The following is a 14,227-nucleotide window of genomic DNA, read 5'->3' on the forward strand; positions in this document are numbered from 1 at the left end:
GGGGGAGAAGCAGCCATTGAAAAAGCTATGTGTACTTTTCAGCGTTATGATTGCGCTGACTGTTATAGGAAAAAGCCATGTCACTTATGGCCGGACAGCCGTTCCCGGAATTCCAGGCTCTGATCTATTCTTTCCTGATATTTTAATTACAGAAATATCTGCAAATCCATCAAAAGGAAACAGCCGCGGTGAGGGCTATGAATTTATAGAACTATATAATAATACTAACCGTCCCGTTAACATTAAGGATTACAATATAAAATGCCAAATGCCGGATGGAACTTTTGAGCAGTGGGACATTACCGAAGACCGGCGGATCAAGCCGAAACAAACGGTTGTCATCTGGGCCAAAAATAGTGACAGCTATAAAAAAAGAGGAGAGCTTACTCATTCGGATTTTAACCGTCATTATAGAGCTTCCCTTAGCAAAGAAAATTTAGTGAGTGCCGAGGCAAGCGGAATGTCGAATATTCATGACCGCACCATTTCTGTGACAACAGATTCTGGAAATACACTTGTGACAGCCTCCTATATAGCTGGTGCTTTATCTTCAGTCACGCCCAACGGGGCTTCCTTATTATATGAGTATCCAAAGGATGGTTCTTCTTCAATGGTCAAACGGGGGATATCGGATATTCCCGGGCCAGGGAAAATCAATAAAGGGCAGGTTCCTGAACAAGTGAATAAAATTATCGATTATATGCTTCCGTCGGTGACACCGATAAAGCCCAAAACTGAAATTCCTGAACGTACGGATCTGCCTATTTCTTTTCAAATTGAGGATGACCGGTTTATCCAGCGAGCTACATTATTTTATAAACGGCATCAGGATCGATCATTTACCGAAGCAAATTTATCAGCTACAGAGTTAAATAACTTTTCATATGTTGTTTCACGCTTTGATGTATTCGCTTCTAATCCGACTTTTGATTATTATCTGGAGGTTTCAGATGGATATCATACGATTAAATATCCAGCTGACGGATATCTATCCGTTATAGTCGGAAACCCTTCTACATATAAACCCTTTAAAAAGGGTATGTCTCTTACAAATGACAGTATATTGAGCGGAACGAAACATGTAGAGGTCCATAAAAATAGGGCACAGGATGAAGTTAAACTTTATAAGAACGGCAGCCCTCTGAATACGAAAGCCACATTAAGCCGGCCGCCGACTCTTGTTTTTGAAGCGAATAATATTAAAGAAGGATATAAGAACGGACTTTTTGCCGGAAACAGTAAAATTAAAATACTAGAACCCACTCACGGCTCTTTTGGCCCCTTTGAGATTATGATCCCTCTTGAGAACATTAAACGAGGGAAGAATGAATTTACTGTAAGAGCTGGAAGCAGGAATACGTATTACGTTAGTGATGATCCAATCGTTAGAAGCCAGCTCAATAACTTTGAAATCAAAAATGTAAAGCTGCTGCTGGGTGATGGCAGCATCATAAGGCCAAAGGAAGTTATCGCAGATTATGGCGATGGCAAGGAATTAAAAGAAATTTACAAAGATCAAAGAATCTACCCTTTGGGCCATGGAAACCCAAGGCGGCAGGCTAATCAATCGACTAAAGCCAGCCTCCGCCGCTTTGTGTTCCATATTCCTCCGGAAAAGTTTCTTACAGAAAGGGCTTCTATTAATACTAGAAACTATACGGATGGGCGATACAACTTTAAAGCAGTGATAAATGGCACGGAACAATATGAAGCAAATCCTAAGTTTGATAATACAGCACCGGAAATCACCATCAAATCCTTGTCCGAAGGCCATACATACAAAGGAACCTTTACGATAGATGCAGAAGCTAAGGACTGGGTTTCCAAGTGGTCGTCATTACAGGCGGTCTTAGATGGAAAGAAGATTAAGCTTCCCTATACTACTTCATCCGGTCAATTAAAGAAGGGGAAACATCATGTTATTTTTACCGCTTCTGATGCTGTCGGAAATGTCAGCAGAATAATGTTCCGCTTCAAAGTGGTGAATGAAGACCCTATTATAAAGGGTACCGTTTTCCCCCGGAACGACTCGAATGACGTTCGTCTCGATACCAGGCTCTCGGTAAAAGTGAATGATCCAACTAAAGATAATGTGAAAGCCATTTTTTATAGGGCTGACAGATATGATTACACGAAGGAAAATAACAAAATAAAAGGATTTTTTAATATTGCAGATCGTGAGCCGCCAATTGAGCTTGAGGCCGCCGGAGAAAAAGAAATCGAAGGCTTAGAAGAAAGAAAGCTAAGCAAAATGGATAAACAATATCTGATTACTAAATCAAATCAAGGGTTTCCATACCAGAGATTTGAAATACCCATTGAAGAAAATATATCTAAAGTCAGCGAGGTTGAACTTGAATGGACAGGACATTCCTATAGCGGCAGGCGTGTTACCATGTATGCCTGGAACCACAAACGCTACAAATGGGAAGCCCTGACCTTTGGATATGGAGATAAAGATTTCACCTTAAAAGCTTCTTTAGACAAGAATAAGTATGTAAAGCATCAAAGAGTTCAAGTATTGATTCAGGACCTGCCGGAAGCTGTAAACCAGAACTTTACTTTGTTGTGGATGTCTGATACACAATATTACTCTAGCACCTTTCCGTTCATTTTCCCAATTATGACCAATTGGGCTAAAAATCAATATGAGAAAGGCAATGCCGGTTATGTCATCCATACCGGCGATATCGTGGACTTCAGATGGGACTTAAACCAATGGGATGTCGCGAGTAAAAGCATGGCTGCCCTGGATGCCGGCATGGTGCCATATGGTGTTACGGCTGGGAACCACGATTCAGGGTCCATATTTATTGATTATACAAACTACTGGAAATACTTTGGCCGAAACCGTTTTGCCAGCCAGCCTTCATACGGAGGGGACTTGAATAACAATGCCCATCATTATGATTTAGTTTCTTTTGGCGGGCATGATTTTATCATCCTTTACCTGGGCTGGGGCGGAGAAACGGCCAGCGGCACAGTTACATGGGCAAATTCAATCTTGAAAAAATATTCTGACCGGAATGCAATCCTGGCCACACATGCTTATTTAGATATAAACGGCGAGCGGACCGCCAAAGGCCAGCTGATGTTTAATCAATTGGTAAAACCAAACGAAAATGTGAAAGTCGTCCTAAGCGGGCATTACTTCGGGGCGAGCCGTCATATTGAAGAAATACCTGCTGGAAAAGGAAAAGTACGAAGAGTGATTGAAATGCTGGCTGATTACCAGGGAGGGCCTGAAGGCGGACAGGGATATATGAGGCTGCTGCAATTTGATCCGGCCAACAAACAATTGAGAGTAAAAACTTATTCCCCATACCTTGATCACTATAACTTTTTCGACAGTGGAACAGATGAATTTACCCTATCAAACGTTGAATTGATTCCTATGCATAAACAGGTGGCCACGGACTATCTAACCCTTAATATCTATACGAACGAAAAAATAGGGGTAGATGAGAATGTAAAAAGCAGCCGGAAAGCGGCCATCCCTGTAAAGGGACTAAAACCCGGCGAGGATTATTACTGGTATGTCGAAGTAAGCGATAAGTATGGCGGAAAAGCAAAATCGCCTATTTGGAAGTTTTCAACCCGAAAATAACATTATGCGAAAAAAGATCTTTGGTGCCGGGGCATCAGGGTCTTTTTTATGCAGTTAGAATGCGGTTATGAGGAAGTACGAGAATCTTATGGGTAATTAGGAAGAGGACAATTCTACGGTGGTTGGAGCAGTACGAGAAAAAACTTAAAAAGCGGGGCAATTACCGGCGGGTTGTTTAGAACAATCGGGATCAAAGAACGACGTTATTTTATACCTATTATCTTGGGCCGCTATAGTAAGCAGTAAAAAAGGGCAAACCATTCAGCAGATGGGTTGCCCTTTTCCTTTATTCCCGGTTATCCTGTTTATTTTGGCGGTTCATGTCCTGGCTTTGCTGCATGAGATCTGTTACCGGGCAATAGCGGACAATGCCTTCACCAATCTTCATTGCAGACATCATAGCGACCATTAGATACCTGCTTCTATTCGGTTTTTTAGCCAATTTTGCAGTTGACCACGCCAGCATAGTGAATCCGCATGTAAGGCGTATTAAAGCATTCACAATACCGATATTCGGTTTCACATTCATAGTTAAGGACTCCTTTCTTAAAAAATTCACATTAAATCAGTAAAACTTTAATGTGCTAAATTAAAATATGTGTTAGTATTTAATTAAAATAAAACGCTTACATTTTCAGGATTAATGTGAATGTACGGTTTTCTGTAAGGAGAATGTTCATGCTGGAACAGCGCTATCGATGGAAGAACAAACAACTGCGTGAGCATGTAGCTGTACTTGATGGTAAAATTCCACCTAATACATTGCTCACTAATGCACGATATTTAAATCCAACATTTAGAAAATGGATAGAAGCTAATATATGGATATACGACGACCGAATCATATATGTTGGGGATATGATGCCGGAAAACTTATCAGACTGCGAAGTAATTGACTGCAGCGATTATTATTTAGTTCCTGGCTATATAGAGCCGCATGCCCATCCATTTCAATTATATAATCCCCATACTTTTGCGGCATATGCATCGCAATGCGGGACCTCAACCATGATTAATGATAATTTAATGCTTTTTTTGCAGATGGAAAATAAGAAAGCATTTTCTTTGTTGAAGGATCTGCGTAATCTCCCGGCTACGCTTTATTGGTGGTGCCGTTTCGATGCTCAGACAGAAATCTTAAACGAAGAATCTGTTTTCTCACACAGTAATGTGAAGGCATGGCTGGAGCACGATGCGGTGCTTCAAGGCGGAGAGCTGACAGGCTGGCCAAAATTACTGGCAGGCGATGATATGATGCTTCATTGGATTCAGGAAGCAAAGCGTATGCGAAAACAGATTGAAGGGCACTTTCCCGGTGCCTCTGAAAAAACGTTAGCCAAGATGAGGCTTTTTGGTGCAGATTGTGATCATGAAGCTATGACTGGCAAGGAAGTACTGGCCCGGCTGCTGCAAGGATATACAGTAAGTCTGCGGCATTCTTCAATCAGGCCGGATCTGCCTAATCTTTTAAAGGAAATCTTGGAATATGACATTAAAAACTTTGATAAATTCTTCTATACCACCGATGGTTCGCCGCCTTCCTTTTATGAAGATGGCATGATTGACAAGCTCATCAAGATTGCGATCGATGCTGGTGTTCCATTAGTGGATGCCTACAATATGGGAACCATTAATGTTGCAAAGTACTATAATATTGAATACCTCCACGGGTCCATTGCAACGGGAAGAGTAGCTAACATCAACTTTTTAAAGGATATTCATAACCCATCACCCGTCTCAGTCCTCGCTAAAGGCAAATGGGTAAAACGAGAGGGCAGGAGTGTGGATCTGGGCCGTAATTTTGATTGGACTCAGCATGAGTTCGGTCCTTTAAAACTGGATTGGAACATTACAATGGACGATCTGCAATTTTCCATGCCTTTTGGAATTGAAATGCTAAACGATGTAATCACAAAGCCTTATTCCGTTTCTATTGATTTATCAGTCGATACGCTATCTTCAGACCACGACCAATCCTTTTTAATGATGATAGACAGAAATGGGAAGTGGAGAATTAATACTGTCATCAAGGGGTTTGCAAACAGGTTGGGAGGTTTCGCCAGCTCTTACTCAAACACAGGTGATATTGTATTAATTGGGAAAAATAAAGAAGATATGCTGCAGGCTTTTTATAGAATGAAGGAACTGGGCGGCGGAATTGTAATCGCCGAACATGGCGAGATAGTGTATGAGATGCCGTTACTGTTAAACGGGCTCATGTCTGAGAAAACATTGGAAGAATTAATCAAAGAGGAAAATGGACTTAAAATCATGCTGAAGGATAGAGGATATAAATTTAATGATCCAATTTATACGTTATTATTCTTTTCCTCCACCCATCTGCCATACATCCGCATTACACCGCAGGGTATGTATGATGTGATGAATAAAAATGTTCTCTTTCCTTCTATAATGCGTTAAAATATAAAAGTGTGATGGTTCCCTCGTAAAGAGGTAAGGAGTTACGAGCATGAAATGTAAAATGCTAAGTATTGCTTTAGTTTCAGTTTTGATTATAACAGGCTGCAGCGGTCAGGATAAACCAGGGAAAACGCCGGATTATACAGAGCAGGAAGCTCAGCCAAGGCAGGATTATCCTGATACCTTTCCGTTGACAGGAATTGGAACAGACAAATCCATCAATCAAAGAGCGGTGGCGGTTATGGTGAATAACCATCCCAAAGCCCGGCCGCAATCAGGTCTGGAAAAAGCAGATATTGTGTATGAACTTCTTGCGGAAGGTGAGGTTACACGCTTTCTTGCCATTTTTCAAAGTGAGAAACCGAAACGGGTAGGACCTGTACGAAGTGCCAGGGATTATTATTTGCAGCTTGCTAAAGGATTCAACAGTCTTTATATACTTCATGGGTACAGCCCTGAAGCCAGGGAACTCCTAGAGAGCGGCAGCATCGATCACTTGAATGGCCTGAAGTATGATGGGACCTTATTTAAGAGGGAGTCTTCCCGTAAAGCTCCACATGATTCTTACATTTCCTTTGAAAATATCAAAAAGGGTGCCGAAAAAAACTCTTTTAATATGGAGGCTCCTCCAGCACCTCTCACCTTTTTAACGGCTGACGAGGTGAAGAGCTTAGGCGGGGAAACGGCAGCAGAAGCGGATGTTTCTTATCATTCCAGACTCTTTAATGTCCATTATAAATATGACAGCAAGAAACAAAAATATAAAAGATATACAGATCACGAACTTACAGTAGACGAAGAGACGAATAATCCTGTACTCATAGATAACCTGCTTATCATCGGTGCCCGTCATCAGGTAACGGACAGCAAAGGCAGACGGGACATTGATCTGCAGGCTGGTGGAGAAGGATATCTCCTCCAAAAAGGGAAAATAAATGAAGTAACCTGGGAGATGAAGAATGGAATGATCACTCCTTTAATCAATGGCCGGGAAGCAGGGCTGATACCAGGGAAAACATGGATAAATGTCGTTCCGGATGCTGCATCTGATATACATGTAAAGCCTTAATATACTCGAAATGCAATCAAGAAGGAGTCAATGTATGCAAATAAATAAATTAAGAGGAAAAGAACTAGATCAGCTATTTAAATCAGTTCTATCACTGGAAACCTTAGAAGAATGTTATCTATTCTTTGACGATCTATGTACGGTGAACGAAATCCAGTCATTAGCCCAGCGCCTGGAAGTAGCCCGGATGCTTCGAGAAGGGAATACCTATCATAAAATTGAAACAGAAACAGGTGCGAGCACTGCTACCATTTCCCGCGTAAAACGCAGCCTTAATTATGGAAACGATGCCTATGAAATCGTCCTGGAACGAATTAAAGAAGAACAAAAATAAGCAGAGCCGGCTGTGCGCCAACTCTTAAGGATGTCGACAAAGTCGGCATCCCAGACTGCAGGCAAACTCGATGAAATTCGAGCTTGCCTGCAGTTTTTTTATTTGGCCTGTTACCGGGGTCTGTTGATTTTCGTTCCAGGCGCTGCGCTTTTTTGCGGGGCGAGCGGTGAGCCTCCTCGGCGCAAAGACTACTGCGGGGTCTCACCTGTCTCGCTGCTCCAGCAGGATCTTCGCATCTTTCAATCCAATCAACCGGCTTAAAACGTTAGCCCGAAGTCTATTTTAAAATTAATACATAAAATGATTGAGGCGACGAAAATGCATTCCAAGAACTCCTTTCCAGCGAGATCAATTAGAGATGGTGGGAAAATCCGCCCGTTCTGGATTATTTCCATTAATCCTCCCATCCGTTTAAATCCCCTCCAAAGTTCCTAAGAATTACTTAATGCAAACACGATAGTAAAGTACATATAAAATTGATAAAATGCCTTCGCTTAGGAAGCTGCTCAGAATTTACCTTTAATTTTATCCCGGCTTCTATTTTTTATTGGAAATTTCTAATGGTATAATGGAGAAATGGGATATTGAATGTGGAGGCTTTTTTTATGTACGATTATCGAATGTGGAAGCATGTTTTTAAGCTGGATCCTTATAAGGAACTGTCTGATGACCAGCTTGAGAGGATTTGTGAATCTGGAACGGATGCGATTCTTATCGGTGGAAGCGACGGGGTTACTCTGGAAAATGTGCTTGATTTAATGTCCCGCGTACGAAGATATACGGTCCCTTGTGTACTGGAAGTTTCAGGAGTAGACACTGTGACGCCAGGTTTTGATTTATACTTTATACCTACGGTTTTAAATAGCAGAAATCCTGACTGGATTGTGAATCTTCATCATCAGGCCGTTCGTGAATACGGTGAGATTATGGATTGGGATGAGATTCATGTAGAAGGTTATTGTATTTTAAATAGTAATTGCAAAGCTGCAAAATTAACGGAAGCTAATGCCGATCTGACTGAAGATGATGTGATGGCTTATGCCATGATGGCAGAGAAGATGTTTAATCTGCCTATCTTTTACTTAGAGAATAGCGGGGAATATGCATCTCCTGCCCTTGTACAGAAGGTAAAGAGCAGACTTGATGAAACAGTGCTGTTCTATGGCGGAGGAATTAAGACTGCTGAACAGGCGCGCGAGATGGCTTTATTAGCTGATGTTGTTGTTGTTGGAAATGCCGTTTATGATGATTTGGAAGATGCGCTTCTAACCGTGAAGGCAGCAAAATCTTCAATTTAAATATTTATTTAAAAAAGAACATGTTATAATAGGAACAGGTGTTCTATTATGGGAGTGGATATATATGCAATTCCTTTCAGACCGATTGTTGAAAGGGTTAAATAATGAACAGCAGGAAGCAGTAAAATCTACGGATGGCCCTCTGTTAATAATGGCAGGGGCAGGAAGCGGAAAAACGCGGGTTCTTACACACCGCATCGCTTATTTAATTGTAGAAAAGCAGGTAGCACCATGGAATATACTCGCTATAACTTTTACCAATAAGGCTGCCCGGGAAATGAAAGAGCGTATTAAGGGGATTCTTGGCGGAGCCTCAGAGGACATCTGGATATCAACTTTTCACTCGATGTGTGTAAGAATTCTGCGCAGAGACATTGACCGGATCGGGTATAACCGAAACTTTACGATCCTGGATACGACAGATCAGCAATCTGTAATTAAGCAGATTTTAAAAGATAAAAACCTGGATCCAAAAAAGTATGATTATCGAGCCATACTGGGATCGATTAGTTCTGCAAAAAATGAGCTGATTGATGAAGAAGAATATTCAAACATGTCCGGCGGCTTTTTTGAGCAGGTTGTAGCAGATGTTTATAAGGAATACCAGCGGCGCCTTCGGAAAAATCAGGCACTGGATTTTGATGACCTTATTATGAAAACCATATTGCTGTTTACTAGAGTTCCGGAAGTGTTAGAGTATTATCAGCGGAAATTCCAATATATACATGTGGATGAGTACCAGGATACAAACAGGGCACAATACATGCTAGTAAAATCGCTGGCGGCTCGTTTTAAGAATCTTTGTGTAGTAGGAGACTCGGATCAGTCCATCTATCGCTGGCGCGGTGCGGACATCGCCAATATTTTAAGCTTTGAAAAGGATTATCCAAATGCAAAAGTCATCATGCTGGAACAAAATTATCGTTCTACAAAGAGAATCCTGAAGGCGGCCAATGAAGTTATTTCAAAGAATGCAAACCGAAAGCCGAAGAATCTGTGGACAGAAAATCTGGAAGGAAACAAGATCTCCTACTACCGTGCAGACAGTGAGCAGGGAGAGGCACAGTTTGTTGCAGGAAAAATTAATGAAATGTCGCGGGGTGGCAGAAAGCTTTCCGAAATTGCCATTCTTTACAGAACCAATGCACAGTCACGTGTAATGGAGGAAGTTCTGCTGAAATCGAATATTCAATATTCAATCGTAGGCGGAATCAAGTTCTATGACCGAAAAGAAATCAAGGATATTTTAGCTTATCTGCGCTTAATTTCTAATCCGGATGATGATATCAGCCTTCGCCGGGTTATCAATGTTCCAAAGAGGGGAATTGGCGCCACATCTCTTGATAGAATTGCTGATTTTGCTGCCATGAATGATTCATCTATCATGCAGGCGCTTGATTCAGTTGAATTGATTGGTGTATCTCCTAAAATTATGAAAGCGGCCGCTGAATTTAGGGATTTAATAAATGGATATTCCCAAATGCAGGAATACTTGTCGGTAACTGAGCTGGTTGAACAGGTGTTAGACAAAACGGGCTACCGCGAAATGCTTCAGATAGAAAAAACGATTGAATCACAGAGCAGACTTGAGAATATCGACGAGTTTTTATCTGTTACGAAAAGTTTTGAAGAGAATAATGATGATAAAAGCCTGGTGGCTTTTTTAACAGATCTTGCATTGGTTGCAGACATAGATTCCCTTGGTGAGGATGAGACACCTCAGGACTCTGTAGTCTTGATGACCCTTCATTCAGCAAAAGGACTTGAATTCCCGGTAGTATTTTTAATAGGCATGGAGGAAGGGGTATTCCCTCACAGCCGCTCCCTTATGGAAGAGGATGAAATGGAAGAGGAGCGCCGGCTCGCTTATGTTGGTATTACAAGAGCGGAAGTAGATTTGTTTATGACAAATGCCCAGATGAGGACTTTGTTTGGGCGGACGAATATGAATCCTGTTTCCAGATTCATTTCTGAAATACCGGAGGACCTCCTTGAAGACTTAATGCCAAAACCAAAACAATCTGGGTTTAAGTCTTCCCCTCAGGATACAAGACGCCGTCCGGCTGCTGCAAGGACCGTAACGATGAAGCAGACGACTACAGGCGGAGACGAGATTGGATGGAATGTAGGCGATAAGGCTCTCCACAAGGTTTGGGGAACAGGAACTGTGGTCAGTGTCAAAGGAGAAGGAGAAGGGAAAGAGCTTGATATAGCATTCCCTAGCCCAACAGGAATCAAAAGACTGCTTGCTAAATTTGCCCCGATTACAAAGGGCTAGCTCTATTTAAGGAAAGGGCTGAACGTATGGAACGATTGGATGCCGAAAAACAGATTCGTGAGCTGCAGACTATTATTAATCAATATAATTATGAGTACCATGTGCTGGACAAGCCTTCTGTGCCGGATGCGGAATACGACCGTCTCATCCGTGAGCTGATTCAGCTTGAGGAGCAGTACCCGGAATACAGAACTCCTGATTCACCTACGGTCAGAGTAGGCGGCGCCATTTTAGACATGTTTGAGAAGGTAGAGCACCGGTCACCGATGCTCAGCCTTGGCAATGCTTTTAACGAAAGCGACCTCCGGGATTTTGACAGAAAAGTCCGGCAGGCTGTAGGTGATCAATTTACCTATGTATGTGAATTGAAGATAGATGGACTGGCTGTATCCCTCAGGTATGAAGATGGATTATTTGTCAAGGGTGCCACACGCGGGGATGGAACGATCGGCGAGGATATTACCTCTAATCTAAGAACCATCAAATCTATTCCGCTAAGGATTAAAGAGCCTTTCACGATGGAGGTTAGAGGCGAGGCTTTCATGCCGAAGCGCTCGTTTGAAGCATTGAACAAAGTGAAAGAAGAACGCAGCGAAGAACCTTTTGCAAATCCGCGAAATGCAGCGGCCGGTTCCCTGCGTCAGCTTGATCCGAAAATAGCAGCTTCCAGAAATCTAGATATCTTCCTTTATGCCATTGCTGACTTAGGGGAAACGGGTGTTGAGTCGCATAGCGAGGGACTTGACCTGCTGGATACTCTTGGCTTTAAAACGAATAAAGAAAGAAAAAGATGTGCTGATATCGAAGAAGTGATTGCTTATGTGGAGGGATGGGTGGAAAGGCGCCCCAACCTTCCATATGATATAGACGGCATTGTAGTAAAAGTGGACTCTCTTCTTCAGCAGGAAAGGCTGGGCACTACAGCAAAAAGTCCCCGCTGGGCTATAGCCTATAAATTCCCGGCAGAAGAAGTAGTCACTATTTTAAAAGATATTATGCTTACTGTAGGAAGAACCGGGGCTATTACACCGACGGCGATTCTGGAACCAGTCCGTGTGGCTGGAACAACTGTGCAGAGAGCGACTCTTCATAATGAAGATTTAATTCGCGCGAAGGATATTAAATTAGGTGACCATGTAGTCGTAAAAAAAGCAGGAGATATCATTCCGGAAATTGTAAATGTACTGCCGGAAAAACGGACAGGCCAAGAGATTGAATTTAACATGCCCACTCATTGCCCTGAGTGCGGCAGCGACCTTGTAAGGCTTGAAGGAGAAGTTGCACTAAGATGCATTAATCCAAAATGCCCTGCCCAGATAAGAGAAGGGCTGATTCACTTTGTGTCCCGAAATGCCATGAATATAGAAGGCCTCGGTGAAAAAGTGATCAGCCAGCTGTTTCATGAAAAATTGGTACATGATGTGGCAGACATTTATAAGCTGACTCATGAACAGCTGATAGGCATGGAACGCATGGGTGAGAAGTCTATATCGAATCTGCTAAAGGCGATCGAAGGCTCAAAAAGCAATTCGCTTGAGAAACTGCTTTTTGGACTGGGAATCAGACATGTCGGCGCTAAAGCGGCTAAAACACTGGCCCAGCATTTTGGCAGTATGGATGCCCTGATGATTGCCAAAGATGAGGAGCTCACTTCCATAAATGAAGTCGGAGGCAAAATGGCAGATTCCATTGTCACTTACTTTGAGATGGAAGAGGCAGGGGAACTGATCAATGAACTAAAAGCTGCTGGAGTAAACATGGAATATAAAGGGCCGAAACCTGTGTCAGCAGCAGAGTCCGATTCCTTCTTTGCTGGAAAAACGATTGTTTTAACCGGAAAACTTGAACAGCTGTCACGGAACGAAGCCAAGGATCAAATAGAGGCTCTCGGAGGAAATGTAGCAGGCAGTGTGAGTAAAAAGACAGATCTAGTCATTGCAGGAGAAGATGCAGGGTCTAAATTGGCAAAAGCTGAGGGATTAGGCATCGAAGTCTGGAACGAGGAGAGAATGCTGCAAGAATTAAAAAAATAAGAGGTGTAAACGATGAAGAAGAAAATATCCTTTATCGGGTTGGCGCTTCTCTTACTATTAACGGCGTGCGCGCCTAAGTTTGATAAGCAGGAGGAAGTTATCCAAAATTCGGAGGCTAAGAAGGAAAAAGCGATTATCCCGAAATATAAAATTTCGGAAAAATATTATCGTACAACCCTTCCATTTGAGCCGGGGGAAGCAAGAGGGCTCGTCGTAGCAAACCTAAACACACGCTACGATATAAACGAGTTTGAAACAGGATTGATGAGGGTTGCCCAGCATACCTTTGATCCAGATAAATATTTATTTAAGGAAGGACAGTTCCTTGATAAAAAAACGGTTTCGCTATGGCTGAACCGAAAGTTCACTAAGAGCCAGCTTAAAGCAGAAGGGTTGAAGGAAGAAGAAAATATCGGCCTCAACCCATTAGACCCTGAAAAAGGAAATATGGATAAAAGGCAGCAGGAAAATCCATTGTATCTGGCTCACATCTTAGAACATGATTATTTAATCAAATCTGACAAAAACACAGTCGGCCTCGGCGGCGTGGTTATCGGTCTCGCACTTAACTCAGTACACTATTATAAAAAAGAGGACTTTGGAGCAGATTATGAGACTCAAATTCCAAAGAGTGAACTGATGGCTGAAGGAAAAAGGATTGCTCAGGAAGTACTCCAGCGCCTGAGAAAGAAATCTGAATTGAAGCAGGTACCTATTACGATTGCATTATTTGAGCAGGCTCCAAAGACATCGGCTGTGCCTGGGAGTTTCCTCGCTTATACAGCGGTGGGTGAAGGAGAAAATAATCTCGGGAAATGGGAAAATATTAATGAAAAGTATGAATTGTTCCCTCCTCCAAAGACAGATGAAAAACATAGAGAGGATGTTAATTCTTTCTTGAATTTCAAACAGGATGTTGAGGAATATTTTCCTAACTTTAACGGAGTAATCGGCCGTGCCTTTTATTCAGGTGATCAGCTGCAGGATTTGAGTATCAAGATTCCGATTCAATTTTATGGAAAAGCGGAAGCCATCGGGTTTACCCAATATGTAACCGGTCTGGTTATGCAGCATTTTCCCGAATATGTAACTGTGGAAGTAAATATAACATCAGTGAACGGCCCTGAAGCTCTTATAGTGAGGAAGCCTGAAACTAGTGAACCTTTTGTTCATATTTATGAATAATG

At 42.2% G+C, this 14,227-nt stretch carries 9 protein-coding genes; 8 read left to right on the forward strand and 1 reads right to left on the reverse strand.

Annotated features, from left to right (window positions below; genetic code table 11):
- The first annotated feature begins 16 nt into the window (after nucleotides 1-16).
- The gene (locus JOC77_RS10130; protein ID WP_204542683.1) at nucleotides 17-3,607 is read left to right on the forward strand and encodes a lamin tail domain-containing metallophosphoesterase family protein; all 3,591 of its coding nucleotides are present in this window, start codon (nucleotides 17-19) and stop codon (nucleotides 3,605-3,607) included.
- 286 nt (nucleotides 3,608-3,893) lie between these two features.
- Here JOC77_RS10130 and JOC77_RS10135 read toward each other — a convergent pair whose 3' ends face one another.
- Nucleotides 3,894-4,136 (reverse strand): YgaP family membrane protein, encoded by a 243-nt coding sequence (locus JOC77_RS10135; protein ID WP_204542685.1) that lies wholly within the window; start codon nucleotides 4,134-4,136, stop codon nucleotides 3,894-3,896.
- A gap of 149 nt (nucleotides 4,137-4,285) precedes the next feature.
- On the opposite strand from JOC77_RS10135, the gene JOC77_RS10140 reads away from it, so the two are divergent.
- The 7 genes from JOC77_RS10140 (at nucleotide 4,286) to JOC77_RS10170 (ending at nucleotide 14,225) form a co-directional block, all read left to right on the forward strand.
- Nucleotides 4,286-6,028, forward strand: coding sequence for an adenine deaminase C-terminal domain-containing protein (locus JOC77_RS10140; protein ID WP_204542687.1), 1,743 nt, complete (start codon nucleotides 4,286-4,288; stop codon nucleotides 6,026-6,028).
- A 49-nt stretch (nucleotides 6,029-6,077) separates the two neighbouring features.
- Complete coding sequence (locus JOC77_RS10145) at nucleotides 6,078-7,097, forward strand: DUF3048 domain-containing protein (RefSeq protein ID WP_204542689.1); 1,020 nt, start codon at nucleotides 6,078-6,080, stop codon at nucleotides 7,095-7,097.
- A gap of 34 nt (nucleotides 7,098-7,131) precedes the next feature.
- Nucleotides 7,132-7,431, forward strand: coding sequence for a YerC/YecD family TrpR-related protein (locus tag JOC77_RS10150; RefSeq protein WP_204542691.1), 300 nt, complete (start codon nucleotides 7,132-7,134; stop codon nucleotides 7,429-7,431).
- A gap of 605 nt (nucleotides 7,432-8,036) precedes the next feature.
- Nucleotides 8,037-8,729 (forward strand): heptaprenylglyceryl phosphate synthase, encoded by a 693-nt coding sequence (gene pcrB / locus JOC77_RS10155; protein ID WP_204542693.1) that lies wholly within the window; start codon nucleotides 8,037-8,039, stop codon nucleotides 8,727-8,729.
- 64 nt (nucleotides 8,730-8,793) lie between these two features.
- Nucleotides 8,794-11,007, forward strand: coding sequence for a DNA helicase PcrA (gene pcrA, locus JOC77_RS10160; RefSeq protein WP_204542695.1), 2,214 nt, complete (start codon nucleotides 8,794-8,796; stop codon nucleotides 11,005-11,007).
- A 26-nt stretch (nucleotides 11,008-11,033) separates the two neighbouring features.
- Complete coding sequence (ligA, locus tag JOC77_RS10165) at nucleotides 11,034-13,040, forward strand: NAD-dependent DNA ligase LigA (RefSeq protein ID WP_204542697.1); 2,007 nt, start codon at nucleotides 11,034-11,036, stop codon at nucleotides 13,038-13,040.
- 12 nt (nucleotides 13,041-13,052) lie between these two features.
- A complete protein-coding gene (locus JOC77_RS10170; RefSeq protein WP_204542700.1) occupies nucleotides 13,053-14,225 on the forward strand; it encodes a CamS family sex pheromone protein in 1,173 nt (390 codons plus the stop codon).
- Nucleotides 14,226-14,227 lie beyond the last annotated feature (2 nt).

This window comes from Peribacillus deserti, from assembly GCF_016909175.1.
Classification (GTDB): domain Bacteria; phylum Bacillota; class Bacilli; order Bacillales; family DSM-1321; genus Paraperibacillus; species Paraperibacillus deserti.